General features: G+C 57.9%; 21 protein-coding genes. 7 read left to right on the forward strand and 14 right to left on the reverse strand.

Annotated features, from left to right (window positions below; translation table 11 throughout):
• Window positions 1-29: 29 nt before the first annotated feature.
• From CFB04_RS18435 to CFB04_RS08055, 10 genes are all read right to left on the reverse strand, one after another.
• Window positions 30-1088, reverse strand: a complete 1059-nt coding sequence (locus tag CFB04_RS18435; RefSeq protein ID WP_088534788.1) for a response regulator — start codon at window positions 1086-1088, stop codon at window positions 30-32.
• 127 nt (window positions 1089-1215) lie between these two features.
• Window positions 1216-2379: a serine hydrolase domain-containing protein gene (locus tag CFB04_RS08015; protein ID WP_369833258.1), complete on the reverse strand. Its 1164-nt coding sequence runs from the start codon at window positions 2377-2379 to the stop codon at window positions 1216-1218.
• Window positions 2380-2412: 33 nt separating this feature from the next.
• On the reverse strand, window positions 2413-2802 hold the full coding sequence (locus CFB04_RS08020) for a DUF2914 domain-containing protein (RefSeq protein WP_088534790.1): 390 nt from the start codon (window positions 2800-2802) through the stop codon (window positions 2413-2415).
• A gap of 88 nt (window positions 2803-2890) precedes the next feature.
• Window positions 2891-4069, reverse strand: coding sequence for a bifunctional glutamate N-acetyltransferase/amino-acid acetyltransferase ArgJ (gene argJ, locus CFB04_RS08025; protein ID WP_088534791.1), 1179 nt, complete (start codon window positions 4067-4069; stop codon window positions 2891-2893).
• Window positions 4070-4111: 42 nt separating this feature from the next.
• Window positions 4112-6802, reverse strand: a complete 2691-nt coding sequence (gene secA / locus CFB04_RS08030) for a preprotein translocase subunit SecA (RefSeq protein WP_088534792.1) — start codon at window positions 6800-6802, stop codon at window positions 4112-4114.
• A 218-nt stretch (window positions 6803-7020) separates the two neighbouring features.
• Entirely contained in the window at window positions 7021-8913 is a 1893-nt protein-coding gene (locus CFB04_RS08035; protein ID WP_088534793.1) for a tetratricopeptide repeat protein, read from the reverse strand.
• Between the two features lie 15 nt (window positions 8914-8928).
• Window positions 8929-10266, reverse strand: a complete 1338-nt coding sequence (locus tag CFB04_RS08040) for a TldD/PmbA family protein (protein WP_088534794.1) — start codon at window positions 10264-10266, stop codon at window positions 8929-8931.
• A 38-nt stretch (window positions 10267-10304) separates the two neighbouring features.
• Window positions 10305-10757, reverse strand: coding sequence for an N-acetyltransferase (locus CFB04_RS08045; protein ID WP_088534795.1), 453 nt, complete (start codon window positions 10755-10757; stop codon window positions 10305-10307).
• A gap of 222 nt (window positions 10758-10979) precedes the next feature.
• The gene (recN, locus tag CFB04_RS08050) at window positions 10980-12641 is read right to left on the reverse strand and encodes a DNA repair protein RecN (protein WP_088534796.1); all 1662 of its coding nucleotides are present in this window, start codon (window positions 12639-12641) and stop codon (window positions 10980-10982) included.
• 45 nt (window positions 12642-12686) lie between these two features.
• The gene (locus CFB04_RS08055) at window positions 12687-13541 is read right to left on the reverse strand and encodes an NAD(+)/NADH kinase (RefSeq protein WP_088534797.1); all 855 of its coding nucleotides are present in this window, start codon (window positions 13539-13541) and stop codon (window positions 12687-12689) included.
• Between the two features lie 135 nt (window positions 13542-13676).
• Here CFB04_RS08055 and CFB04_RS08060 point away from each other — a divergent pair, with 135 nt between their 5' ends.
• From CFB04_RS08060 to CFB04_RS08075, 4 genes are all read left to right on the forward strand, one after another.
• On the forward strand, window positions 13677-16196 hold the full coding sequence (locus tag CFB04_RS08060) for a glycogen/starch/alpha-glucan phosphorylase (protein ID WP_088534798.1): 2520 nt from the start codon (window positions 13677-13679) through the stop codon (window positions 16194-16196).
• An 8-nt stretch (window positions 16197-16204) separates the two neighbouring features.
• Window positions 16205-17521 carry a replication-associated recombination protein A gene (locus CFB04_RS08065; RefSeq protein ID WP_088534799.1) on the forward strand — a complete coding sequence of 439 codons (1317 nt, stop codon included), beginning with the start codon at window positions 16205-16207 and terminating at the stop codon, window positions 17519-17521.
• A 104-nt stretch (window positions 17522-17625) separates the two neighbouring features.
• Window positions 17626-18585 carry a 6-phosphofructokinase gene (pfkA, locus tag CFB04_RS08070; RefSeq protein WP_088534800.1) on the forward strand — a complete coding sequence of 320 codons (960 nt, stop codon included), beginning with the start codon at window positions 17626-17628 and terminating at the stop codon, window positions 18583-18585.
• 302 nt (window positions 18586-18887) lie between these two features.
• Entirely contained in the window at window positions 18888-19142 is a 255-nt protein-coding gene (locus CFB04_RS08075; protein ID WP_088534801.1) for a hypothetical protein, read from the forward strand.
• Between the two features lie 35 nt (window positions 19143-19177).
• On the opposite strand, the gene CFB04_RS08080 is transcribed toward CFB04_RS08075, so the two are convergent.
• Both CFB04_RS08080 and CFB04_RS08085 read right to left on the reverse strand, forming a co-directional pair.
• Window positions 19178-21067: an ATP-binding protein gene (locus tag CFB04_RS08080; protein ID WP_088534802.1), complete on the reverse strand. Its 1890-nt coding sequence runs from the start codon at window positions 21065-21067 to the stop codon at window positions 19178-19180.
• A gap of 18 nt (window positions 21068-21085) precedes the next feature.
• The gene (locus CFB04_RS08085; RefSeq protein ID WP_088534803.1) at window positions 21086-22078 is read right to left on the reverse strand and encodes an ABC transporter substrate-binding protein; all 993 of its coding nucleotides are present in this window, start codon (window positions 22076-22078) and stop codon (window positions 21086-21088) included.
• A 229-nt stretch (window positions 22079-22307) separates the two neighbouring features.
• Between CFB04_RS08085 and CFB04_RS08090 the strand changes: the two genes are divergently transcribed.
• Window positions 22308-22664 carry a hypothetical protein gene (locus CFB04_RS08090; RefSeq protein ID WP_088534804.1) on the forward strand — a complete coding sequence of 119 codons (357 nt, stop codon included), beginning with the start codon at window positions 22308-22310 and terminating at the stop codon, window positions 22662-22664.
• A 30-nt stretch (window positions 22665-22694) separates the two neighbouring features.
• On the opposite strand, the gene CFB04_RS08095 is transcribed toward CFB04_RS08090, so the two are convergent.
• Together CFB04_RS08095 and CFB04_RS08100 are read right to left on the reverse strand one after the other, a co-directional pair.
• On the reverse strand, window positions 22695-23159 hold the full coding sequence (locus CFB04_RS08095; RefSeq protein ID WP_088534805.1) for a YaiI/YqxD family protein: 465 nt from the start codon (window positions 23157-23159) through the stop codon (window positions 22695-22697).
• Window position 23160: 1 nt separating this feature from the next.
• Complete coding sequence (locus tag CFB04_RS08100; protein ID WP_088534806.1) at window positions 23161-23640, reverse strand: GreA/GreB family elongation factor; 480 nt, start codon at window positions 23638-23640, stop codon at window positions 23161-23163.
• A gap of 375 nt (window positions 23641-24015) precedes the next feature.
• Between CFB04_RS08100 and CFB04_RS08105 the strand changes: the two genes are divergently transcribed.
• Window positions 24016-25308, forward strand: coding sequence for a DEAD/DEAH box helicase (locus CFB04_RS08105; RefSeq protein ID WP_231934444.1), 1293 nt, complete (start codon window positions 24016-24018; stop codon window positions 25306-25308).
• A 220-nt stretch (window positions 25309-25528) separates the two neighbouring features.
• Window positions 25529-26026: a rubrerythrin family protein gene (locus CFB04_RS08110; protein WP_088534807.1), complete on the forward strand. Its 498-nt coding sequence runs from the start codon at window positions 25529-25531 to the stop codon at window positions 26024-26026.
• Window positions 26027-26130 lie beyond the last annotated feature (104 nt).

Consider the following 26130-nt stretch of genomic DNA (forward strand, 5'->3'; position numbering starts at 1 on the left):
GCTTCATGCTTCTGATGACCCTGGGGCCGTCAGATCCCTTCCTTTATCTTCCGTATCTCTTCCTTTATAAGGGTTTCAGCCAGATCCGGAACCACTTCCCATACGACCCGTTCGATCACCTCGCGAGATATGCGTGAAACAATTGCTGTCAGTTGCTCCTCGCTCAACTCGGGGAGAGCCTTGGAGGGGGTAGCCCCGGGAGATACGCGAGAAGCTGTTTCGACTTCCCCAGCGGGGGAAACTGATTCCGCGAAAAAATATTCCTCTGCTCCCGCAGGGGATGGAGCAGGCTCGGGCGCGACACCTGCGGGGAAAAAGGGTTGCCCCTCCGTATCGGTTTCAAAACCCGGCACCGGCGGTGCGGCGGACGCATCTTCATCCCCTGTCGATAGCGCAAATGGGTCGAAAGGAGGTTCCTCCGCGAGCGGTGCATCTGCTCCTGAATGAGCCGACTGGTCGTCTGAAAAGGCATCCCAAGAAACCGGGGCTCCTGTAAATTCGATAGTCTCTTCGACCGGCCCTGCAGCAGGTTGCTCCTCATGCTCCTTTGACTGATCAGCCCCTATGCTGGCAAGGTCTATCATCCCCCATGGGTCATCCTCTAGAGGGACGACTTCGGCAGTGCCTGCAAAATCGCCGGCCGGTGCAGCACCAGAGAGGGTATTGGGAGCAATTCCAGGTTCCACCGCCATCTCGCGTGCAGAAGACTTTCGTTCCCTGCCGAGTTCGATAAGCGAGCGCACCTTGTCGATAAGGCCCTGGGATTCGAACGGCTTCGAAATAAAATCGTCGGCGCCTGAAATACTGGCCTTTTCCGGGTCGAAGGGCTCGAAGGCTCCTGTAAGCAGGAGGATGGGCGTCCCACGCAGCCGATGATCCCGCCTCACCGCCTCGCATACCTCGTATCCGGACATCCCTGGCATCAGGGCGTCGAGAAGCATTATGTCGGGAAGGATTTCGACGGCCTTCTCCACCGCGGCAATTCCGTCGCCCACGATGGTAAGTTCGCAGTCTTCACCCGCAAAGATGATGCTTACCACCTTCTGGATAGTGATGCTGTCATCAGCGAGGAGCAGTTTATAGCCCATCGATTCTCCTCCGTCGGAAGCAGGGAAGCGGATGCTGCGAAGATGCAGATGTGCAGGCCGCAGAACGCGTCATTTCGGCAGGAAAACTAACATAGGGTACCTGGAGTGTCAAGCATTTAGCCTGCCATCACAGGGGACTTGAAGTCAGCTCCTGAGTCCAGGGAAAAGGCCCGTACAACTCGGCAGCAAGGGAGGAAACCCGCTTCCGCAGTGCATTGAATTCTCGGGTGTTCCGGTAATCTAGGCGGGAGGTCAGCAGCACGACGAAGAGATCTGCATCCGGATCTATCCAGAGCGACCCACCGGAATATCCGGTATGACCAAAGGACCCCTCGGAGAAGCCCGTGCCTTTGGGGGATGAATAGGGAGAGGCAATGTCCCAACCGAGACCACGAATGACGTTCCCGCCCCGGGAAAAGTAGGGAGCCGTCATCTGTCGCACTGCGCGATTCGACAGGATCTGCCGACCGGCGTGCTCCCCTTCGTCGAGAAGCATCTGGGAAAATCGAGCTAGGTCCTGTGCGGTGCCGAAGAGGCCCGCATGTCCGGCCACCCCCCCGAGCTGCCGTGCATTGTCGTCCTGAACCTGCCCTACGAGAAGGACGTTGCTTGAGGTGAGCGTCGCGGAGCAGCGGGTAAGTCGGGAATCATCGGGCTTGAAGGAAGTATCCTTCATACCGGTGGGGATGAAGATCTGTTGATGGGCATACTGATCCAGCGAAAGACCTGTCGCTCGGTGCACCATCTCGCCAAGCAGGATGAAGTTGATGTCGGCGTACCTGAAACGGCTGCCTACCTCTCCCTTCAGCTTCTGTCCCGCCGCCCCCTCTACTGCATGCTGCAATGGGTCGACAGGCGATAGGGAAAAATCGTCGAGCCCGGACGTGTGGGTGAGCAGATGCATGACGAGCAGGTCATCCTTGCCTCTCCCCGCAAATTCCGGAAACCACATGGTAACCGGGTCTACCAGACTAAGCCTGCCCTCTTCCGCCAGCTTTAGTATTGAGGGGGTAGTTGCAACTACTTTGGTCAGGGAAGCCAGATCGAATATCTCATCAACCTCCATCGGCCGGGCGTCCACCGCGGAGGATGTCCTGCCGTAGGCGCGCTCGAGGTGAATCTCGCGATGGCTGCCGACGATGACGACCCCGCCGGCGATGAGCCCCCGAAGGATCGCCTCGTTCATAACGAGATCAAGTTTTTCGCTGCGGTGCGGGTCGTAGGAAGATGCCCAGGAAAACCTAGAGAAGAGAACTATGATAAGAATAAAGACTACAGAAGATCGTGCCACTACCATACCTTACAATGTGTCGCAGCTGGAACCTCAGTTCATCCTGAACTTGACACTCTTGAGAACACTACCGCCACTATCCACGGCATCCACCCGCCACTCGCCGGCCGACCCCTTCCCGACCGGGTGCGAGCTGGAGGCGCGCCACCTTTTTCCCTTCACCGGAAGTTCATATTCCGCCACCGGCTTTTCGTTTTTATACCAGATATGTTTGATGACCGTGTGCTCTTCGGCTGATCCGCCGAAGATTCTCGTAAAACAGAAAAGCTCGCGGGCGGGAGTGGATGAGATGCGATGCACCGAGTCGACAGGTCTTCCGTCGATGAGCCGAGTGGTCACCGCCATTTCGGTCACCTTCAGATCGGCCCCGGCAGCCGGGGTGCAGATACAAAGAGTCAGCAGGATTATGGCTAGAAATCTCATCGCTTATGACCTCTCCACTGCCTTATCGTCGTCGAGCTGGAAACATTAAGCTTTTTTTCTGAACACTTGCTCAGCAAGCCGGACACTATCAGGTGCGGTAGTCTGCATTGATTTTTACATAGTCATAGGAAAGATCGGAAGTGTACACCGTTGCCGTTCCTTTGCCGACCTTCAGATCGACCGTCACGGTAAACTCCTTCCTGTTGAGCACCTCTGTCCCCCTCTGCTCCGCGTCCCCGCCGGCAAAGACCCCATCGCTGGCCATCTGGACATCATCGAAAAATATATCGACACTATCCGGGTCGACAAGGGCGCCGGAATAGCCGACAGCTGCGATGATCCGCCCCCAGTTGGCATCCTGCCCGAAGAAGGCAGTCTTCACAAGGAGAGAATTTGCAATGGCCATGGCTGCCTGCTTCGCCTCCGCCACGGAGCTGGCATTATTGACGCGTATGGTGACGAACTTGGTCGCCCCTTCTCCATCCTTCACGATCTGCTTTGCCAGAGAAAGGAGGAGATCATGGACGAGCCCGGCGAAGCGGGAAGCCTCGGGCATTCCCTCACCGATCAGCGGATTTTCCGCCGCCCCGTTGGCCATGATGAGTGCGGTATCGTTAGTGGAGGTATCACCGTCAACACTGATTACGTTGAAGGAACTGTCGCACGCCTCACGGAAGATCCGTTGCAGGCAGCCAGGGTCAACGGCGGCATCGGTGACGATGAACGCAAGCATCGTAGCCATGTTGGGCATGATCATTCCGGCGCCCTTGGCTATTCCCGCAACAGTGTAGGGAACTCCCCCAGCCTCGCCGCTTCGGGTTTCAAGCTTCGGAAACGTATCGGTGGTCATGATGGCACGAGAGATATCGTCAAGGGTGCCGGTGGAAAGCCCTTCGATAAGCTGCGGGATTGCAGCCGTTATGCGATCCATCGGAAGGGGCTGGCCGATCACACCTGTCGAGGAAACAAGGGCTGCCTCATCGGGAATGCCGAGGCCTTCCGCCACCAGTTGAGCCGTTTTCCGTGCGTCCTCCATCCCCCGGCTTCCTGTGCAGGCATTGGCGTTTCCGCTGTTCACCACAAGCGCCTGGCATGGCGCCCCCACCCGCTCCATGCAAAGGAGGACGGGGGCGGCTTTAACCCTGTTGGTGGTGAAAACAGCCGATACTGCAGCCGGCGTCTCGGAAAAAATCAGCCCGAGGTCCAACCGCCCCGGCTTCTTGACAGCCGCTTCGACAGCTGAGAATTTAAAGCCCTTCACCTCCATATCGCCCCCTCATCTCCCACTATGCAACCATTCGTGCGCAACCTACTTGCCGCAGCACTTCTTGTATTTTTTCCCACTCCCGCAAGGACATGGATCGTTTCGCCCCGCCGTCTTCTTGGCCTTCACCGGCTGCTGGGCCACTTCCTCGCCGCCCGCACTGAAGACAAGCCGCTGCTTCTTCTGCTGCTCCTGCTCGATCTGCTCCACATCTTCCTGCCGGGCGAGCTGAACCCAGAATATCTTCTCGACAACCTCCCCCCGAATTCGGGTAATCATGTTCATGAAGAGGTTGAACGCTTCCTTCTTGTACTCCTGTTTCGGGTCCTTCTGTCCATACCCGCGCAATCCGATCCCTTCCTTGAGGTGATCGATGGAGAGGAGATGGTCCTTCCACTGGGCGTCGATGGTCTGAAGCATGATCACCTTGATGAGGTGATCCATCACCTCGTCGCCGAAGTCGGTCAGCTTCGCGTCGAACAGTTCGCGGACCTTCTCCCTGAGAAGTACCCGGAAGTTCTCGGAATTAAGGCGCGTCATCGTCTCTTCGGGAATATCGAGCTGGATACCGAACAGGCGGTAAGCACCCTCGTAGATGCCGTTCCAGTCCCACTCGGTGGCGGAAACCTTTTCTATGGCATATTCCCCCGCCAGATCCTCAACAGTTTCCTCCATCATCTCGAGGAAACTCTCCCGGATCTCCTCGCCTCCGAGGATCTCGCGGCGCTGGGTATAGATCACCTCGCGCTGCTTGTTCATGACGTCGTCGTAATCGATCAGATGCTTGCGGATGTCGAAGTTGTGCGCTTCCACCTTTTTCTGGGCGTTTTCGATGGCCCTCGTGATCATCCCGTGGGTTATCGCCTCCCCCTCCTCGATCTTGAGGAGGTCCATGATCTTGGCAACCCGCTCCGACCCGAAAATGCGCAGCAGATCATCCTGAAGCGACAGATAGAAGCGGGAAGAGCCTGGATCCCCCTGACGACCGGAACGGCCCCTCAACTGGTTGTCGATGCGCCGCGACTCGTGCCGCTCAGTACCAAGGATATGAAGGCCTCCCAGGCTTACAACCTCATCGTGCTCCTTGGCGCATTGCTCCTTGAACTTCTGCAGCACCGCCTGGTAATCCTCTTCGGTCGCCTCCGGGTTGCCCGATCGCCACTGCTTGGCGAGCCCGTCCGGGTTACCTCCGAGAACAATATCGGTACCACGGCCCGCCATGTTGGTAGCGATGGTCACCATCCCCTTACGCCCCGCCTGCGCCACAATCTCCGCCTCCCGCTCGTGCTGCTTCGCGTTGAGGACGTTGTGGGGAACGCCGTCCTTCCTGAGGAAGTCGGAGAGGACTTCCGATTTCTCGATGGATATCGTGCCCACAAGCACCGGCTGCCCCTTGGCGTGGCACTCCTTGATCTCCTCGATCACCGCCTTGAACTTCTCCCTCTCGGTCTTGTAGACCACATCCGGGAAGTCGGGGCGCAGTAGCGGCCGATTGGTGGGTATGACCGTTACGTCGAGCTTGTAGATCTTGTGAAATTCTTCGGCTTCGGTATCGGCGGTACCGGTCATCCCGGAGAGCTTTTCATACATGCGGAAGTAATTCTGGAAGGTGATGGTTGCAAGGGTCTGGTTCTCATTCTCGATGACCACACCTTCCTTAGCCTCGATGGCCTGATGAAGGCCGTCTGACCAGCGGCGCCCCGGCATGAGACGGCCGGTGAATTCGTCCACGATAAGGACCTCACCTTCCTTCACCACGTAATCGACGTCCCGTTTGAAAAGGGCGTGGGCGCGCAGCGCCTGGTTCACGTGGTGAAGTATCTCCATGTTGCGCGGATCGTAGAGGTTGTCGATGCGAAGGAGCTTCTCAACCTTTAGGACCCCCTCCTCGGTGAGGGTCGCCGATTTCGCCTTCTCGTCGATCGTGTAGTCGCCGGTGTAGGCCTTGCGCTTTCCGGAGAGAGTATTCGCCTCCTCTTCCTTCACCTCACCCTTTTTCAGCTGGGGGATTATCCGGTCGATGATGTAGTACTTATCGGTGGAGTCCTCGGTGGGTCCGGAGATGATGAGCGGAGTCCGCGCCTCGTCGATGAGGATCGAGTCGACCTCGTCGACAATGGCGTAGTAGAAGGGGCGCTGGACGTAGTCTTCCAGAGCGAACTTCATGTTGTCGCGCAGGTAGTCGAAGCCGAACTCGTTGTTGGTGCCGTAGGTGATGTCGGCGTTGTATGCCTCACGGCGTTCGTTGTCGTCGATCCCGTGCACGATGACGCCCACAGAAAGGCCGAGAAAATTATAGATCCGCCCCATCCACTCGGAGTCGCGCCTGGCAAGGTAATCGTTCACCGTCACGACGTGAACTCCCCTACCCGTGAGCGCGTTCAGGTATGCAGGCAGAGTAGCGACAAGTGTTTTCCCCTCCCCTGTCTTCATCTCCGCGATCTTTCCCTGGTGAAGGACCATCCCGCCGATCAGCTGCACGTCGAAGTGGCGCATGTTGTGGACACGCTTTCCTGCTTCGCGGCAGACTGCAAAAGCCTCCGGAAGAAGCGAGTCAACGCTTTCCCCTCTAGCTATCCGCTCCTTGAATTCAAAGGTCTTATTACGTAGCTGCTCATCTGACAGCTTGGCGAGTTCCGGTTCCAGCGCGCCGATCTTTTCAACGATCGGCCACATCCGCTTCAGCTCGCGCTCATTCTTGCTGCCGACAAGCTTCTTGATCAGGTTTCCAAACATTAAAAAACTCCATGAGAGAGAGTTGAGTTGCAACGAAAAAGGCTACCACAATCGGCGTGAGAGCTCAACATAAAAGGTCCGGCTTGATCCTTGTGGCAAGCGACTTTACGGCTGCTCCGCAGAAAGAGGCTCCCGGTGCGCCGCACGGGAAATCTCTTCAGGAGGGAACGCTTCCTTTTTTTCGCAGAGGAGAAAACTTTGACAACGGAGGTAGCTAATCAGTGATGGATACCACGAGGAAGCTTCAGCTTCATACCGAGCTTGTTCCCCAGCTCCAGAGCGCCCGGGTCGAGAGGATCGAGGGAAAGTGCATGCTTCACCGCCTCCCGGGCTTCACCCTCCCGTCCCCTTGCCATAAGAAGAAACGCACGGGCGGAGTGCTCCATCGCCAGATCGGGCTTGAGCAGGCGGATGGCCTCCAGATCCCTCAGGGCCATTTCGTGGTAAAGGGGGCCCATGCTGTACAGGAGGAATACTCTCGCCAGCACAGGCTCCTGGTTCGCGGGATTGAGGGCAATCTCGCGATTGATCTGTGCAAGGGCATCCGTTGCCGCAGGACCACGAAACCGATCCAGGTACTTGAAATCGTAAAAGTTGGGCTTCGCTACCCGGTATTCTCCGGCAGCTATGAGCCTCTCGCGTGCCGGTGTTCTCTTCAGATAAACGGCAGAATGGTTGTCCCAATAGACGAGGGCCCATTGCGGGTTGTCGTTCAGATGAAGAGGGAAACGCTTGCTCAACATGTCATATTCGACGACGGCATAATCGAATCCGTATCGCTCTTCGGCTGCCTTCCATGCTGCGGCACTTTCAACGATGTCAGTATAGCTGCCGTAGAAGGCGGGGTTATAGAGCCTGCGGTATCGGCCGTCGAAAAAGACCTTGCGCTCCGGAGCACGCCAGATGATGTACCCTCCCAGGGAATAGCTGTTGAACATGGTCCCGGTGACCTGCTCCCGGTCAAGGAATTGGAGTGCTTCTTCAGGAAAGGCATCCTCCTTCACATCTGCACCCAGCACATACGTCGTATTCCCAAGAACCGAGAGCGGGACAACCAGGACGATAGCCCCCGCCACAAAGACATTCGCCCATTTTTCCGCGCCGGGGATCCGGGTTACCACCGCGACGAGTGCCGTTCGCACAACCGTTGCAAACGCCGGCGCTGCCACAAGGGCAAAAAACTCTACCATTCTTATCTGCAGCACCGACTCGACGAGGAACAACAGATAGAGAAGCAAAAGGTAGATGTTTCTCCACCCCCTCATTGCGACGAAATATAATGCGGATACGAATGCTAGTATCTGGAAAGCGAGGGTATATTTCAGCCCGAAACCCCAGAGTATCTCGGGAGACATCGGCTGGTACTCCCCCACCAACGCCTTGTACGGATCACTGGAAAGGTCCAGCGTGAGAGTCCAGATTCGCCATGTTTCCGGATTTACCATGGTGGCCGCAAGCAGCCCCACGAGCACCAGAACGTTGGTCCTTATGCCGGATCTGTCGCGGACTGCCCTGTCGACGGCAAAGAGAAAGAAGATGACGGGACCGAAAACGGCGCCCACGCTCATGTTCGCCCAGAATACCTGGAAAATGGGTAGCAGGAAGAGCAGTTTCTGGTTCCCTGCATGGCGGCTGCGACCGAGAATGAAGAGAAAGAGTGCGGTGAACAGAAGGGAAAAGAGATATGGCCTGACGAAAAGACGGAACCGGATCGCGAAAAGAACAGTGACGAGAGTTATGATGGCTGCGGCAAAACCTGCCCGTGAATCCGGCTCCGCATCCCGCATGGTCCGGTAAAGAAAAAAGAAGGTGCCTGAAAGCACCAGAGCTTTGAGCAGATTAACACCGGCGATCCCACCCGTATGGTAGGAGAGGAATATCAGGAGATCCGCGATCCATTCGCCGCAATACTGAGATTTTCCGGCAAATGTGTATGAGAAGGTATCCGTGAAAAAGGGCTTGCCGGTTTCAAAAACGCTCTCTCCCAGCTTCAGGTGCCACCAGAGATCGTAGTCGGCGTACCGTGTCATGGAGAAAAGTACGAGGAGCACTGAAAACAGTATAATCACAAGGTACTGCAGCCAGTCCCTACCTCCTTCAGAAACAGTCATTACCGCAAATCCCCCTTATTCCCCGCTTACGTCCAGAGCAGCTATGCGAAGAGCCGGGGCTCCCACCGAACCGTAGAACCGCAGGTCGTTTCCGACCTGCTCGACGTTGCGAAAAAGCTCAATAACATTGCCTGCGATGGCAACTCCTCTCACGGGAGCGGTGATCGTGCCACCTTCGATGAGGAACCCTGCCGCACCCACAGAAAAGTCACCCGATATCGGGTTGGCGGTATGCATGCCTATCACGTCGGTAATGAGCATTCCACGCTCTATACCCGCGCACAGATCAGCAGGGGGCGTCCGGCCGTTTTCGATGAAGAAGTTCGTTACCCCCATATGGGGTGCGCCCTTCACACCACCCCGCGTAGAATTGCCGGTGGAGTCGGTACCGAGCTTACGGGCGTACAGGGTATCGTAGAGGAAACCCTGCACCACACCTTCGGCAACGAGAGTCGTGTTGCGATGCGCCACACCCTCACCGTCGAAAGGAGTAGTGGCCATCCCCCCGGAGAGCGTCCCGTCGTCCCGGATACTCAGACAGGGAGCAAAGAGCAGTTCTCCGGTCCTGCCCGCGAGAAGGGATTTCTGCTTCAGAACATGTTCAGCAAGGAAGGAAGGGGCAAGGACTTCCAGAAACTCGGTTGCCACGTGGTTGTCGAGCACGACGGGGCATCGCATTGTTGATATGCGGCGTGCGCCGAGCCCCCCCACAGCCTTAGAGGCGGCACTGGCAGCCACCGCAGCGACGTCAACTCCGCTGAACCTGGGGCTGAAACCGAAATCCCACCCCATCTGTGAATCGTCACCCTCCTCGGCGACTACCGAGACGCTGCTGGAAACAGACGTGCCGCGATAGCTGCCTCGTACCCCCCGGGAGTTGACAATCATGACTTCATAGTTCGATTCGCCATAAGTCGCTTTCCTCACACGCTTCACCCGCGGATCGAAAGCAAGGGCAAGGCGCTCCAACTCCATGGCCCGCGCAACCTTTTCAGCCTCATCCACCCCCGCCATCTCCCCGTCGAAAATATCGGGCATCTCGCGGTAGGTCTGGGGCTCCGGAAACCCGTAGAATTCGTCCGGGGTCTGGCTCGCTGCGCCTATGACCGCATTGTCTATCATTCGTGAAAGCGCGCGCTCTTCCAGGCTTGTAGAGTAGGAGAAACCCATTCCGCCATTCCTGAGGACGCGGATGCTCACCCCGACGGGGGTGGAACACTTGAAGGTATCCACCTTCTGCTCCTTTACCTCCACCGACAGATTGCGGGAGGTGCCGAGCATGATCTCGTACCCTTCGACGGAACGTTCCTTGAGAAGCTTCTCTATGACGGCTATGGCTGCAAGGTAGTCCATTGGTTCCTCCCCGGAGATTACTGCAGGTCCATGATCATTTACTGCAGGTCCATGATCATCGCTATCTCGTCGCAATCGGGAAACTTCACGCACTTCATGCAGTCTCCCCACACCTTGTGGGGTAGTTCCGACTTGTCGACGATCCTGAACCCGAACTTGGCGAAAAAATCCGGCTTGTAGGTAAGACAGAAGACCCGCCTGAGGCCGAGCTCCCGGGCCTCGTCGATGCAGGCTTGCACCACCCGGGTACCGATGCCGCGCCGCCCTGCGTCCTCCGCCACCGCCACTGAGCGTACCTCCGCCAGGTCCTCCCAGACGATGTGGAGCGCAGCCGTCCCCATCAGTTTACCATCTTCCTCGACAACATAAAAATCCCGGAGCGCTTCGTACAGTTCTGCCAGCGATCGGGACAGCATGTCGCCGCGACTCGCGAAGTGGGTGAGAAGCTTCTGGATTTCCTTCACGTCCTGAATACGGCCTTTACGGAGCATCTTTTTTCCTTTCAACGAGAACCTTCGGCCTGCCACAGAGACACGGAGGCAGAGAAAAGCAGGGAATCAATGACAGCTACGCCTCTTGAAGAGCACAATCAAGGGCTGCGGATTTTGCGCCAGATCGTCGCACCCGCAGGAGCGACCGCGGAGGCGTAGCAGCGCTACGCCGCACAAGGGAGTAACGAGGAGGGCGGCGAGATGGCGTGAAAGCCGCAGCCCCTATCCCCGTGCGCTCTCTATCATCTCCCGGGCATGGTCCAGTGTAGTCTCGGTTATCTTCACCCCGCCGAGCATGCGTGCCATCTCTCCGACCCGCTCCTCCCCCTGCAGGGGCGTTACGGAGGTTGTGGTGCGGCCGGAATCGACACGCTTCTCCACACGGTAGTGATGGTCCGCATATGCCGCTACCTGGGGAAGATGCGTGATACAGAGAACCTGCTGGACCGCAGCCACCCGCTTCAGCTTCTCCCCCACAACAGCCGAAGTCGCGCCGCCGATTCCCGTATCCACCTCGTCAAAGACAAGGGTGGGGACGTCGCTTTCCGGATGAATCTGCTTGAGCGCCAGCATTAGTCGGGAGAGCTCCCCCCCCGACGCTATCTTCACAAGCTGGCGAGGCTCCTCCCCCGGGTTTGGAGAGAAAAGAAATTCGGCCTTTTCATAGCCTGCAGACCTGGGCTCGGCGAGTGTGGAGAATGATACGGTGAAGACCGCATTCTTCATCGCCAGTTCGTTCAGTTGACGTTCCATTGCCTCCTGAAGCTTTGCAGCGGCTTGGCGGCGGCCAGCGGAAAGCTCGCCCCCTTTCTCCCTCAGGCGGTTTTGCAGCTCCGCCAGAGAACGGTCCATCTCCTCCCGCGACTGCTCCCTGTTCCGGAGCTGCTGCAGCTCATGGTCGATCCGCTCTTTGTAATCGAGAATTTCTTCAATGGTCGGGGCGTATTTTTTCTTGAGCCGCCCTATCAGGTCGAGGCGGTCCTCCACCTGACCGAGGCGTTCCGGGTCGGCCTGCACCGCTGCCGCATAATCTCTCAGGGCCAGGGCGGCGTCCTCCAGCTGATAGGCCGATTCGCTCAACGATGCAAGAACTCCAGTCAGTGATTCGTCTATGGCACTGATTTCCGTTACATCACCCGTGACTCGTTGCAATTGCCCCAGCAGACTCGCGTCCCCGCCGTATAGAAGTTCGAATGCCCGCTGGCTGTGGAGGAGAAGTTTCTCCCCATGAGCAAGAAGCTGCCGTTCGCGCAGCAACTCCTCCTCCTCCCCGGCCACCAGAGACGCCCCGGCAATCTCATCAGACTGGAAGGAAAGCATGTCCTGGCGACGCTCCACATCGCGCTCTCCCTCTTCCAACTCCTTCAGTGCGCCGAGCACCCTGCGGTACTCCTGGTACAGCAGGGAAAACTCGCCGGCGAGAGGTTCAAGCCGACCATATCCGTCCAGCAGCGCCAGATGGTTTTCCGGACGCAGCAGTGTCTGGGATTCGTGTTGCCCGTAAATGTTGATGAGGAGCCGCGCAATATCCGCGAGGGCAGCAATGGTGGAAAGTCCGCCGTTGATGAAAACCCGGTTTCTGCCGGAACGGGAGACGACCCGCTTCACCAGCAACTCTCCGTCGCATTCGATCCCCGTTTCGGCAAGGGTCGAAAGGATTCCGGGAAAAGATGAGAGGTCGAAGAGCGCCTCGACCACCGCGTCCTCCTCCCCCGTACGGATCAGGTCGGCAGAAGCCCTTCCTCCGAGTACGAGATTGACGGCATCGATGATGATCGACTTCCCGGCTCCGGTCTCACCTGTCAGGATGCTCAGGCCAGGCTGGAAAGGCACATGCAGGGTATCGATGATGGCGAAGTTTTTGATCGTGAGATCGGTGAGCAAATGGTCGGCCTCTGGGTACGGTACTATCTGGCGGGCAGGTATGTGTTACCGCTCGCCCCACTTCAGTTTGGTCCGCAGGACCTCGAAATAGTCCTTGCTTTGCGAAATGACGAGCCGCGTGCGGTGTTCGGCCCGCCTGATCATGATCCTGTCTCCCGCCTTGAGCTCCATCCCCACCTGACCGTCAAGGGTGAGGAAGACATCCTCGTTCATCGACCTGAGGATGATGCTGATGCGCGCACCGGCATCCACCACCACCGGTCGGTTGGTGAGTGTGTGAGGACAGATGGGGGTAATGACCAGGCAATCCAGGGCCGGATGGACGATGGGGCCGGCCGCTGCCAGGGAATAGCCTGTGGACCCGGTGGGGCTGGATATGATAAGGCCGTCCGCCTTGAACGTCGTGAGGTGGTAGTCGTCGACGGATGTTTCCAGGTCGATGATCCGGGCAAGGGCACCCTTGTTGATAACGACATCGTTCAGCACCTGGTGCGAAGAGATAACCTCCCCTTCCCGGGTAACCTCCGTTTTCAGCATCATCCGTTCCGAAACCTGAAAATTGCCGGCAATACAACGCTCCAGGGCCGGGTACATCTCATCGAGGGTAATCTCGGTAAGGAATCCGAGGCTCCCGAGATTGACTCCGAGGATCGGGACCTGGCGCTCACCGATCAGCCGGGCGACGGAAATGAGAGTGCCGTCGCCGCCGAGAACTACGACAAGATCCGCACTGTCCGGTATCCTTTCCGGCTCCGTTCCCGGCTCGAATTTCAGGTGCCGAGCAAGGTGCGCCTCGACCACCGGCTCCAGCCCTCGGGCTTCCAGCCAGGTCACCAGCTCTTCGGCAACTCCGAGGCAACGGGGGTCGTGGACTTTCGCAAAGATTGCGATTTTTTTCATTTTGCGGGCCTATGAATGGTGATATAAGGTAAAATTTAGTAGCATACAAGGCATAGCTCTGTCCAATGGAAATTCCGGAACACTCCCTGCTGCAAAGATTGATAAAACCGACGTCCGCAGGTCGAAAGGAAAGGAATGGAGAGCCTCGACACCCCACCTGAGCTGGTCCCAGAACTCGACACCACGATGCAGATCATAAAGTCCTTTCTCGAGCACCTGGAGTACACGCTCGGGAAGGACAAATACACCGCCAGCCGCTTCGACACTTACAATGCACTGGCGTACGCTGTCCGCGACCTTCTCGTCGAGCGATGGCTCGACACCCAGCAGGCTTACTACAACAGCGACCAGAAGCGGGTCTACTACATCTCGATGGAATTTCTCATGGGCCGGGCCCTTGCGAACAGCCTCATCAACCTCGGACGGCTCGATGACTTCCGGGAAGCAATGACTTCGCTCGGCTTCGACTTCGACGAGATCATAGAGGTCGAGCAGGATGCCGGGCTCGGCAACGGCGGCCTGGGACGGCTGGCCGCATGCTTCCTCGATTCCATGGCCACCATGTCCATCCCCGCGTACGGTTACGGCATCCGCTACGAATACGGCATTTTCAGGCAGAAAATAATAGATGGCGCGCAGGTGGAGATTCCCGACAACTGGCTCCGCTACCGCAACCCCTGGGAGCTCGATCGCCAGGAGCACCTTCACCCGGTCAAGTTCTACGGAAGGGTCACAACCAGGGTGGACGACAACGGGAAGATCGTCTACGACTGGATCGATACAGAGGATGTCATGGCCATGGCCTACGACACGCCTATTCCGGGGTACGACACCACCACCGTCAACACGATGCGCCTCTGGAGCGCCAAATCGACCCGCGAGTTCGACCTGAACTTCTTCAACGAGGGAAACTACATAAGATCGGTCGAAAAGAAGATGCTTTCGGAGAACATCTCCAAGGTCCTTTATCCTGCCGACGACATCCCCGAAGGGAAGGAGCTGCGCCTCAAGCAGGAATATTTCCTCGCCTGCGCAACGGTCCACGACGTGCTATACCGCTTCAGGAAGAAGCATGACGACCTGCGGATGCTCCCGGAAAAGGTCGCCATCCAGCTGAACGACACCCACCCGGCTCTGGCGATTCCGGAACTGATGCGGGTGCTCATGGACCAGGAAGGGCTCGAATGGGACGATGCGTGGCGCATCACCGTCGCCACCTTCGCCTACACCAACCATACGATTCTCCCCGAAGCGCTGGAACAGTGGCCGGTCTGGTTCTTCGAGCACATCCTGCCGCGCCACCTTCTAATAATCTACGAGATCAACAACCGGTTCATGGAGGAGGTACAGCGCCGCTTCCCGGGGGACGTAGCCCGGCTCCAGCGGATGTCGCTCATAGATGAGCACTGGGAACGTAAGATCAGAATGGCGCACCTTGCGGTGGTGGGAAGCCACTCGGTGAACGGCGTCGCCGCCCTGCACACGAATATCCTCAAGCAGGAGGTCTTCCGCGACTTCTACGAGATGTTCCCGGAGCGGTTCAACAACAAGACCAACGGTATCACCCAGCGCCGCTGGCTCAGGGCTGCTAATCCCCCCCTTTCGCGCCTTGTCGATTCGCGCCTGGGAAACGGCTGGGCAAAGGACCTCTTCGAGCTGAAAAAACTCCGCCCCCTGGCGGACGATGCCTCCTTCCGCCAGGAATGGCAACGGGTCAAACGTGAGAACAAGCAGCGGCTCGCGGACTACATCCTGCGGCACAACTGCATGGAGGTCGATGTCGACTCGATGTTCGACTGCCAGGTCAAGCGCTTCCACGAATACAAGCGCCAGCTCCTCAACGTGCTGCACGTCATCACCCTCTACAACCGCATCAAAGCCGACCCGAAGAGGGAGGTGGTCCCGCGGACCGTCATTTTCAGCGGCAAGGCCGCCCACTCCTATGTCATGGCGAAGCTGATCATCCGGCTCATAAACGGAGTCGCTCATGTGGTCAACAATGACCCGGACGTGGCTGGGCGCCTGCGGGTCGTTTTCCTGGCAAACTACAGCGTCTCGCTCGCCGAGCGGATCTTCCCCGCCGCGGACCTCTCCGAACAGGTATCCACTGCCGGCACCGAAGCATCGGGTACGGGAAACATGAAGTTCGCCCTGAACGGAGCCATTACCATCGGCACCCTTGACGGGGCAAACATCGAGATAATGGAAGAGGTTGGAGAAGAGAACATTTTCATCTTTGGGCTCAAGGCACAGGAAGTGGCCGAACTGAAGGCTCGGGGTTACAATCCGTGGGACTACTATCACAGCAATCCTGAACTGAAGCAGGTCCTCGACATGATCGCCGACGGGGACTTCTCTCCCGAAGCTCCCGACCTTTTCCGCCCTGTTGTCGACTCCCTCCTCAACCAGGGGGACCGCTACCTGCTTCTCGCGGATTACGCCTCCTACTCAGCATGCCAGGAACGGGTGAGCGAACTGTACCGCAACCGGGAGGAATGGACCCGCAGAGCCATCCTCAATACCGCCGGCATCGGCAAATTTTCCAGCGACCGGACCATCGCCGAGTACGCCATGGATATCTGGAAGGTGCAGACCCTCGCCGTCGCCGCCAACGCCCGCCACTGCCTCCATGACAAGGCGTGCAGGCCTGAGTAGGGAAGCGCATGGACCTCTTCGATAACCGGGCGGCAGCAGAACGGCTGCGGGAAGCGCCCCTTGCGGAACGGATGCGTCCCCGCACTCTGGAGGAGTATGTCGGGCAGGAACACCTCCTCGGGCAGGGAAAGCTCCTGCGGCGGCTCGTGGAGTCGGACCAGCTCACATCCCTCATCTTCTGGGGGCCACCCGGCTCCGGCAAAACCACCCTCGCCCGCATCATCGCCAACGCCACCCGGGCCCATTTCATCTTTTTCTCCGCCATCCTTTCGGGGATGAAGGAGATACGCGAGGTGATCAAGGAGGCGGAGGATGAACGGAAGTTCCGCGGCCGCCCCACCATCCTCTTCATCGATGAGATTCACCGCTTCAACAAATCGCAGCAGGACGCCTTCCTCCCCCACGTGGAAAGGGGAACCTTCACCATCATAGGCGCCACCACCGAAAATCCCTCCTTCGAGGTGATCGCGCCCCTTCTATCACGCTGCAAGGTGCTCGTCCTAAACCCCTTGACTGAGGAGGAAACGGCATCAATACTTTCATCAGCCCTGCGCGACGAGGAGCGGGGGCTCGGGAGTCAGCGTCTCGCCATCGCCCCGGAGGCTCTTACCTTTATCGCAGGTCAGGCCGGTGGGGACGCGAGGGTGGCCCTTAACACCCTGGAAACGGCGGCGCGGCTGGCAACGGAGGGGGTGATAACCCTGGAGTCGGCAAGGGAAGCCGTGCAGAAGAAGCCGCTCCTATACGACAAAGGCGGGGAAGAGCATTACAACGTCATCTCGGCCTTCATCAAGTCGATGCGCGGCAGCGATCCGGACGCCGCCCTTTACTGGCTTGCGAGAATGCTCGAATCGGGGGAAGACCCTCTCTTCATACTGCGGCGGATGATTATCCTGGCCTCGGAGGACATCGGCAACGCCGATCCGCGCGCTCTCCAGATGGCGGTGGCTGCGCTCCAGGGATTTCAGATGGTGGGGATGCCGGAGGGACGGATCATACTCGGGCAGGCGGCGACATATCTGGCTACGGCTCCGAAATCGAACGCTTCATACGTCGGGATAGACGAGGCGATCGCCGAAGTCCGGCAGTCGGGTGCCCAGCCGGTTCCGCTCCACGTCAGGAACGCCCCTACCAGACTGATGAAGGATCTCGGATACGGCAAGGGATACCTCTATGCCCATGCCTATGACACCGGTTACGTGGCACAGGACTACCTACCCGACCAGCTCGCCGGAAAGAAATTCTACCGCCCCGCGGGACATGGGTATGAGAAAACCATCAAGGAAAGGATGGAATACCTGAAGGGCAAAGAGGAGAAGAAATAAAGGGGCGTGGCGGAATGTCGAAGAGAAGGAAGAGAGTCGAGACAAGCTTCCCGTCGTGGCTCTCACAGCACCTGATTTGAATATCCTTTCCCCGGAGGAGATACATGAAACGAATCGGCATACTGACCAGCGGGGGTGACTGTTCCGGCATGAACGCCACCATCCGCAGCGCCATGCGCACCGCCCTCGGAAAAGGGGTCGAGATGCTCGCCTACCGCAAGGGTTTTCTCGGCCTGATCAAGAATGACCACTTCCTGATGGACAACCGTTCCGTCTCCGGGATCCTCCAACGGGGGGGCACCTTCCTCCAGTCGGCCCGCTGCGAAGAGTTCAAGCTGGAGACGGGGCGGCAGAAAGCCCTTGCCAACCTTCACGAAGCAGGTGTCGAAGGGCTCGTGGTGATCGGAGGAGACGGCTCGCTCAAAGGCGCCCTGACCCTACATGGTATGGGCTTTCCGGTGATAGGAATCCCCGCCAGCATCGACAATGACATCCCCTTCACCGACATGTCGCTCGGTGTCGATACCGCCCTCAATAACATCATCTACGCCGTGGACTGCATCAAGGACACCGCCAGCTCACACGCCCGCGCATTCGTCATCGAGGTCATGGGCCGGAATTCGGGCTATCTCGCGAGCGTCAGCGCCATCGCCTGCGGAGCCGAGTACGCCATAGTCCCGGAGGTGCAGTTCGACCTCTCCGACATCTGCGCGCACCTTCGCCACCGTTTTCAGGAGGGACGGGACAACGCCATCATCATCGTTGCGGAAGGGGCAGGAGAGGCCAAGACCATCGCCGACGCCATCAAGGACGCCATCGGGTTCGAGACACGGGTCACCGTACTCGGCCACTACCAGCGGGGAGGGGCTCCCTCGGTCTTCGACCGGCTCCTGGGGAGCCGCCTCGGAAAACGGGCGGTGGAACTGCTCGTCGAGGGGGAATCGGGGAAAATGGTTGGGCTTTCCTGTCACAGCATCGTCGCAACCCCTCTGGAAGAGGTTGTACGCTCCGCGAAAATGCCGCAGGAAGATATGCTGCGGCTGGCCGAAATGCTGGGAATCTGATTAAATTAAGAAACCGGGGCAGATTTACGACTCTGCCCCGGTTCCGACTTCTCTTCAACCTTTTCAAGCCCCCGTGGGCTTGAGATGCTGCACAAACCACAGAACGGCCGCCTGCGAACACTCCTCGAAACAGCCCCCGCATAGGCATCGAAATGCCCCCCCCTTGAACACCACGAGCTTCTTCGGCTCCTTCGCCTGCTAGACCTTCACTTCCCCCGCAGGGCCCATTGCCCCTCCGGCACCGACTGGTATAGTTAAGATAACGTCAACAACGATCAGTCGCCGCACGGCGGGAGGTATACATGCAGCGTGTGAGGTCAAAGTTCATCGTGGTTGAAGAGGCTGCCGCCTTCGAGAAGAGCCTCCTCGACAGAGGATTTCTTCACGTAGTCAAGGAAGATCCCGAAGAGCTTCATCCTAGAGAGTTCCTGAAGCTGCGGGCGACGCGCAAATCCCCTGAAGGAACGCTGCTTGCCAAGGGATTCACTTTTGTGTGGGTGGAAAAGGAGGTGCCGGAAGAACCTCCGCATCTGGCGCCGAGGAATCATTCCAGATAAGAGTGCTTTTAGCCATGTACTGACTGGGACTGCAGCTATTCCCCCTGCTCCGGCTCTCTTCTGAGAACCGGAATGGTGAAGAAGAAGGTGGAGCCTTCTCCAGTTCTCGACTCCACCCACATGCGCCCGTGATGCCGTTCGACGATACGCTTGCAGAGGGCGAGGCCGATGCCGGTTCCCGGATATTCCTCCCGTGTGTGCAGCCGCTGAAAGATCAGGAATATCCGGTCGCTGTACTCCGGTTCGATGCCAATCCCGTCGTCAGATATCGCGAATACCCACTCGCTCCCCACCCTCTCCGTCGAAACATGCACCGTCGGCAGGGTATCGGGTTTCCTGAACTTGATGGCGTTGCCTATGAGGTTCTGAAGAAGCTGCGTCAACTGCAATTCGTCTCCGAAAATGTTGGGCAGGCCGGCATTCGTGACAGTGGCGCCGCTATCACGTATTGCTACGGTGAGATTGGTAACGACACTTTGAAAGACAGCATCCATTCTGACCAGTCTGAACTCGCCCCCTCCCGTTCCGATTCGGGAGTAAGCCAGCAGCCCTTCGATCAGCTTCTGCATGCGTTTCGCTCCATCCACCGCATACCCGATATATGTCATACCTTTTTCATCCAGATTTCCGCCGTAACGCTTCTCGAAGAGCTGCATGAAGCTTGCAACCATCCTCAACGGCTCCTGAAGGTCGTGTGACGCCACGTAGGCAAACTGCTCAAGCTCCCGGTTCGATCGCTGCACTTCAGCAAGGAGGCGCTCACGCTCTTCCTCCGCCCGTTTCCGGTCGGTGATGTCGACGTTCATCCCGATCCACTCCCGGACCGTCCCATCGGCGTGCAATACCGGGGCTGCCTGCACCGACATGTGCCGGTATTCTCCCGTGTGGTGAAGCATCCGGAACTCAACCCGGTAGGGACCGCCGGTGGCCACGGCAGTACCCCATGCCTCCGAAAGCCCCTTACGATCATCCGGATGGACCACGTTCAGCCAGTTACGGCCTGCCCACTGCTCATAGGTACGGCCGGTGAAGGCGCGCCAGGAAGGTGAATCCTCTACCGCCTCACCACTGGAGTCGGTCACCCAAACGATCTGGGACGAGACCTCCACGAGCCGCCGGAACCGCTCCTCGTTTATACGCAATGCATCTTCGACATTTTTCCGCTCGGTTATCTCGTTTTCAAGAGCGACGTAAGAGCGGCGCAACTTCTCGGACATGGAGTTGAACGCCGACACGAGGTCTGTGAACTCGTCCTCCCCCCTGTCTTCCAGACGATAATCGAGATCTCCCTCCCCGATCATTGCGGCCCCCCGGCTCAGCGAGCCGATACGTTTCATAATAATCCGAAGCATGGACCAGGAATTGAATCCCGCCACCACCGTTACGAGCACGAGCAGCCCCAGTATGCTCCAACTCGCATGCGTCATTTCGGCTGAGAGCCGTTTTCCTGCAGCATCCCGCAATTCCCGGGCGTAGAAGGCTTTGTCGTAGACCCGCATGTCCAACAGGCGGATCAGCCTGCTCTCGGTTTCATCCGCAAGCTCCGTTGACCTGTCCCCCCCAGCTTTCTCACGATTGGCCACAATGGCGGAAAACAGCTTTACCACCGCCTCATGGTTCTGAATGATGTCATCGAGCAACTTTTTGTCGTGAGGATCGGTAAACGTTGTGGATGCAGAGCTGAGAAGTTCTTCGATCTGCCTGCTCTTGGCAAACCACTGTGCCCGCGCCCGCTCATTGCCGGTCCGCAGATAATCTGTCCGCAGCGCGGTTCTCTCGAATGCAGTGATGATGATTTCACCGGCGAGTTCGGACTGGCGCCTTGCGGTGTTGACCCTGTTGAGCATGAAGATGACGATGATACCGACGAACAACACCGTCAGGACCAGAACCGCAATGTTCACCAACAGTTTTCTTTTAAGCATTCCAGCGCGCCCTCAGCTCTATCGAAGTATTCTTACAGCTTCCGGCCTTACCGACTTCATGCCGTCGATGTAAAGGAAGTTCCAGTAATCGGGCATCTGTCTTTTCTCTGTCAGCCTGTTGTGGATCGCCCATTGGGCAACGTCCTCGTAAGTAAGAAGCAGTGTCTGGTCGAGGGAGAGATCGAATCGATAGTCATCCCAGGTCGTGTCTAGGAACTTTCTATCCAGATCGAGTCTCTTAGCGATAGTTCGTATAGATTGTTCCCTGTTGCTAAGGATAAAAGCGTCAGCCCTTTCGACGGCCTTCAGGATTTTCTTCACCGTTTCGGGATGACCTAGGAGATAGCTTTTCATCGCGACGAGACTGAAGGTTTCCCTCAGAAGTTCCGTTTTTGGCAGGCGCGCCGACTTCTCAGGCAATTGCGCCAAGGTCGAATACCCATAAGGCTCGAACACCGAAACAGCATCCACCTCCCCCCGCGCCAGGGCGTCGGGCAGATCCTTCTGGGGGATATCTAACAGTGTGACTTGAGAAATCAGCATACCGTAGTAGTTCAGGTATGCATCGAGATAGAAGTGCGCCGAGGTGCCTAAAGTTGTGCCTACTCTCTTTCCCTTAAGGTCGGCCACTGTCTTTATGCCCCGGTCGGTGCGAACGAGTATCTTCGAGTCGTCATAGTTATGAACGAAGGTCCCGACAACGGCATAATCCGTCCGGCTGAAGCTGTTCATCACGATGGGAGTTTCCGCAGCCGTCGCAAAATTTACCTGCCCGGCAAAAAGAGCTTCAAGCGCCAGTTTCCCGAAAGTGAACTGCTTCAGTGTCACATCCAGCCCCTCGGCAGCGAAGAATCCTTTTTCATGTGCCATTAAGATGGGGGTGGAGAGCACCTGGGATCCGATGCCAATTATTACGGCCTCTCTTGAGACATCCTTTTTTTCCGGCCCTCTGTCGCAGCCGGAAAGAACAAAAGCCATAACCATTACGAGAACGGCAGCGTTATGTTTCAAAGTACACACTCCCTATTGATCGGCCATATTCATCAGGCCGAAGCGGCGCTAGCCCCCGCACCACAGGCCGCAGACGATACGAGAACACCAGGAAAACCCCGATACTTTAGCAGCAGAGAACCATAGCGTCCAGACCTAGATGAGATGCCTCACATTTTACTGCATAAGAGCATCTCGCCACGGATGAAATCGTACTGAAAATGTGTATCCTGAAAGGAAGGAGAAAACCATGGAACAGCCGGAAATGGAACCTGTGGAACTGGATCGGGTAAAGCGGGATGCCGCCTGCGTCATTATCCGCGTGGGCCTCGGAAGCTACGACCTGCAGGGGCCGGCCGAGAACGTCCTAGTGCCGGAATCGCACGTGGCTTGGTCAACCGTTATCAATGACCTGCAAGGTGAGGGCTACTTCTTCGTAACACCGGGAGAGTATGCTGATATGGAGGGAATATCGGAAGACGAGGTACACGACCGGGTCGAAAAGGAGGGATGTCTCTTCGGCCTGATGTACCGCGACTCGCTCGTAGTGCCTCTCCCTCGGAGGGAAGCGCTTCTCCCCCATATCGACGTTCCCGGACGATTGTGAACCATAGGGGCGGAAGCGGAGGGAAAGTCGCTATGAACGAACGTTCTCCCGCATCATCTTCGTCAGAGTGCGGTCCAGGGCCGATGCGAATTTCTGCCGGTCCGTAAGCCCCATTTGGGCAGGCCCGCCTGTTACCATCCCCGACACGCGCAGTTCGTGCATCAGGTCGCGATAAGCCAGCTTCTCCCCCACATTATCCTCGGTGTAAAGCTCTCCGCGCGGGTCCAGCGCCACGCCCCCTTTTGCAACCACCCTGGCGGCGAGAGGAATATCGGCGGTGACGACCAGGTCTGCGGCAGTGGCATTCTCCGCAATGTGATCATCGGCAACATCGGGTCCTTCCGGGACGATCACGGAGCTTACGAGCGGCGTGTGATGCTTCGTGAGCCCCGTGTTCGCCACGAGAATCACCGGAAGCTTCAGCCGTTCCGACGCACGGAAGACGATCTCCTTGATGATGCGCGGGCAGGCGTCGGCATCGATCCAGACCTTCATCTCACTTCCCGTCCGGGCGCTTCGACGTGATGTCGAGGATGGTCACGGTGAGCGGCCCCGAGGGGCGTACGATCGTCACCTCGTCATCGATCCTTTTGTTGAGCAGCGCCTGCCCTACCGGCGAGTCGATGCTGATCTTCCCCTCAGGGACATCGAACTCGTCCGGCCCGACAAGCTGCCAGGTCCGCTCGTTCCCCTCTTCGTCTTCGTAGGTCACCCAGCAGCCGAAAGAGACCTTGTCCGGGTTCGCCGGGGCCGCTGCCACCTTCAGCACCTTCAGCCGCGATCCCAGGTGCTTCAGCTTCCGGTCGATCTCGCGCAGCCGCTTCTTTCCATAGATATATTCCGCGTTCTCGGAACGGTCCCCCTCGGCTGCGGCATCAGCCACCCCTTGAACGACCTTCGGGCGTTCCACGCGAAAAAGGTGATCGTACTCGTCCTGCAGCTTCTTAAGCCCTGCGGCTGTTATGAGATTGGTCATGGAATCCTCCGGCACCACAGGGGAGATTGTTGAAAAACAGGCATCTCACAGCCCTCCTCGAAAGCCACTTATGCGCTCTCTGCTGCGGGTGCGAACGATCTGTCTATTTTTGAACAACCTGAATCGGGTGCATTAAATAGCTTGTCAGAAAATAGAAACCACAGGAGGATGCCCCCCTGTGGCGGACGTACGGTAACAGTTATACCTTTTTGTTGCGGCGGCGGCAAGTGCTCTTGGACCTGAACGGGCACCTCCCATCGGAATAACTGGCACATCAGCGTCTTTATGTGATACCGTACGCACAGCTTGAAAGGAAACCCGGAGCCTTCAGAAGCTCTCCGGGTTTTTGTTTTTTAAAGACAGAGGGAGAAGATATTGGCATTTGAACAGTTCAATCTAGACAAGAGGGTGATGGAGGGGGTCCGAAAGGCCGGGTATACATCCCCCACACCCATCCAGGAGCGTGGAATCCCCGCGGTCCTGGCAGGCGGCGACATCATGGGCCTTGCCCAGACCGGTACCGGCAAAACAGCAGCTTTCCTCCTTCCCATCCTCCAGCGGCTGCTGAAGGGGGAACGACGCCGGGTGCGCGCACTGGTGGTCGCTCCTACGCGGGAACTTGCCGCGCAGATCGACGAAGCAGCAAATACGCTGGGCGCCGCTACGGGCTTGCGAAGCACCGCCCTTTTCGGCGGGGTGAACATCAAGCGGCAGATCGAGGAGATCCGCAAGGGTGTGGAGATAGTCGTGGCCTGCCCCGGACGGCTCCTCGACCACATCGGCCAAGGGACCATCGACCTCTCCCATATCGAGGTGCTTGTCCTCGACGAGGCCGACCAGATGTTCGACATGGGATTTTTTCCCGACATCCGCCGTATCCTTAAGCACCTCCCGGCGAAGCGGCAGACGCTCCTCTTTTCCGCAACGATGCCGGACGAGATCCGGAAGCTGGCGAGCGAAGTCCTGCATAGCCCGAAAGCGATCCAGGTCGGCAGGACCGCCCCTGCAGTCACCGTGAGCCATGCAATCTACCCGGTGGCGCAGCACCTCAAGACACCGCTCCTGCTGGAACTCCTGAAGAAGAACGACGGAGAATCCATTCTAGTCTTCACCCGCACCAAGCACCGCGCCAAGAGGCTTCATGAACAGCTCTCGAAAGCGGGGCACAAAGCGACTTCGCTCCAGGGGAACCTTTCCCAGAATCGCCGCCAGGAGGCGATGGAAGGTTTCCGCAACGGCACGTACCGCATCCTGGCAGCAACCGATATCGCCGCCCGTGGGATCGACGTCTCGCAGATTTCGCACGTCATCAACTACGACATCCCTGATACCCCTGAGACCTATATACACCGGATCGGCCGTACCGGCCGCGCAGCCCGTACCGGCGACGCCTTCACATTCGTCACCACCGACGACACGGCGATGGTGAAATCCATCGAGCGGCTGCTCGGGAGCGCAATCGAACGCCGGATGGTAGAGGAATTCGACTACTCGGCTCCGGCCCCGGAAGTGACGCAAGCTCCGCGAACCGCCAGACCGCCGCGAGCTGCCAAAGGCCCGGCCCAAAAAGAAGGCGGGCCCCGACGCCAGCCCCATGCACCTGAAACGAAACATGGGTCGGTAAAACCTCGTGGTACAAGGCGTACTTCTCCGCGAAAGCAGGGATAGTCTCGACATCCACACTCGTCCCTAGGTCTCATCCCTGAACTGCCAACCGGATATGACCCTCTTCTAACCCCGTCTTCAAAGGCGGGGTTTTTTTGTTGCCGGACTGAAATATCTCTGTAGTATACTTTCTTCCTCCCGATATGCAGGTACGGCACGGGAGGCCGATTCGGTTACCGGACCGGGATGTTTCCCGGCACATTGCCCACAGGAGGAGTCGTCGATGTCGAAGTCGGAAGAATATCTGAAAGAGGCGTTCGCGGGAGAATCACAGGCTAACAGGAAGTACCTGGCCTTCGCGAAGCAGGCGGAGAAAGAAGGGTTTCATCAGGCAGCCAGGCTGTTTCGCGCTGCCGCCGAGGCGGAGACCATACACGCCCACAATCACCTCAGGGCACTGGGGGGAATCAGAAGCACCAGGGAGAACCTTCAGGAAGCGGTGGCGGGAGAAACGCACGAATTCAAGGAAATGTACCCACCCATGATCGAGGCGGCGGTCGCCGAAGGGGCCACCCAGGCGGAACGCTCCTTCCGCTTCGCCAATGAAGTGGAAAAGGTCCATGCAGAGCTCTACCGGAAGATGCTCGACTCCCTCGAAGTCGGGGCCGAAACGTGGGACTACTACATCTGTCCCGTCTGCGGCCATACGGTAGAGAGGCAAGCGCCGGAAGCTTGCGTGGTTTGTGGCGCCAAAGGATCGGTCTTCTTCAAAGCTCCCTAGAGGACGCCATATTCGCGCCCTTCCGCCGCCGGCTCCTCCTCAGGCTCCTCGACGTAGCGCTGCTACGCCTGCGGGCCATCGTTCAGCGCCGACGACGGAATCAT

Source organism: Geobacter sp. DSM 9736, from assembly GCF_900187405.1.
Lineage (GTDB): Bacteria > Desulfobacterota > Desulfuromonadia > Geobacterales > Geobacteraceae > DSM-9736.

Coding starts and splice junctions, on each gene's coding strand:
- CFB04_RS18435 (WP_088534788.1), bottom strand. CDS start 1,088: ATGGGCTATAAACTGCTCCTCGCTGATGACAGCATCACTATCCAGAAG.
- CFB04_RS08020 (WP_088534790.1), bottom strand. CDS start 2,802: ATGAGATTTCTAGCCATAATCCTGCTGACTCTTTGTATCTGCACCCCG.
- argJ (WP_088534791.1), bottom strand. CDS start 4,069: ATGGAGGTGAAGGGCTTTAAATTCTCAGCTGTCGAAGCGGCTGTCAAG.
- secA (WP_088534792.1), bottom strand. CDS start 6,802: ATGTTTGGAAACCTGATCAAGAAGCTTGTCGGCAGCAAGAATGAGCGC.
- CFB04_RS08035 (WP_088534793.1), bottom strand. CDS start 8,913: ATGACTGTTTCTGAAGGAGGTAGGGACTGGCTGCAGTACCTTGTGATT.
- CFB04_RS08040 (WP_088534794.1), bottom strand. CDS start 10,266: ATGGACTACCTTGCAGCCATAGCCGTCATAGAGAAGCTTCTCAAGGAA.
- CFB04_RS08045 (WP_088534795.1), bottom strand. CDS start 10,757: ATGCTCCGTAAAGGCCGTATTCAGGACGTGAAGGAAATCCAGAAGCTT.
- CFB04_RS08055 (WP_088534797.1), bottom strand. CDS start 13,541: ATGAAAAAAATCGCAATCTTTGCGAAAGTCCACGACCCCCGTTGCCTC.
- CFB04_RS08060 (WP_088534798.1), top strand. CDS start 13,677: ATGGAGAGCCTCGACACCCCACCTGAGCTGGTCCCAGAACTCGACACC.
- CFB04_RS08065 (WP_088534799.1), top strand. CDS start 16,205: ATGGACCTCTTCGATAACCGGGCGGCAGCAGAACGGCTGCGGGAAGCG.
- pfkA (WP_088534800.1), top strand. CDS start 17,626: ATGAAACGAATCGGCATACTGACCAGCGGGGGTGACTGTTCCGGCATG.
- CFB04_RS08075 (WP_088534801.1), top strand. CDS start 18,888: ATGCAGCGTGTGAGGTCAAAGTTCATCGTGGTTGAAGAGGCTGCCGCC.
- CFB04_RS08080 (WP_088534802.1), bottom strand. CDS start 21,067: ATGCTTAAAAGAAAACTGTTGGTGAACATTGCGGTTCTGGTCCTGACG.
- CFB04_RS08090 (WP_088534804.1), top strand. CDS start 22,308: ATGGAACAGCCGGAAATGGAACCTGTGGAACTGGATCGGGTAAAGCGG.
- CFB04_RS08095 (WP_088534805.1), bottom strand. CDS start 23,159: ATGAAGGTCTGGATCGATGCCGACGCCTGCCCGCGCATCATCAAGGAG.
- CFB04_RS08100 (WP_088534806.1), bottom strand. CDS start 23,640: ATGACCAATCTCATAACAGCCGCAGGGCTTAAGAAGCTGCAGGACGAG.
- CFB04_RS08110 (WP_088534807.1), top strand. CDS start 25,529: ATGTCGAAGTCGGAAGAATATCTGAAAGAGGCGTTCGCGGGAGAATCA.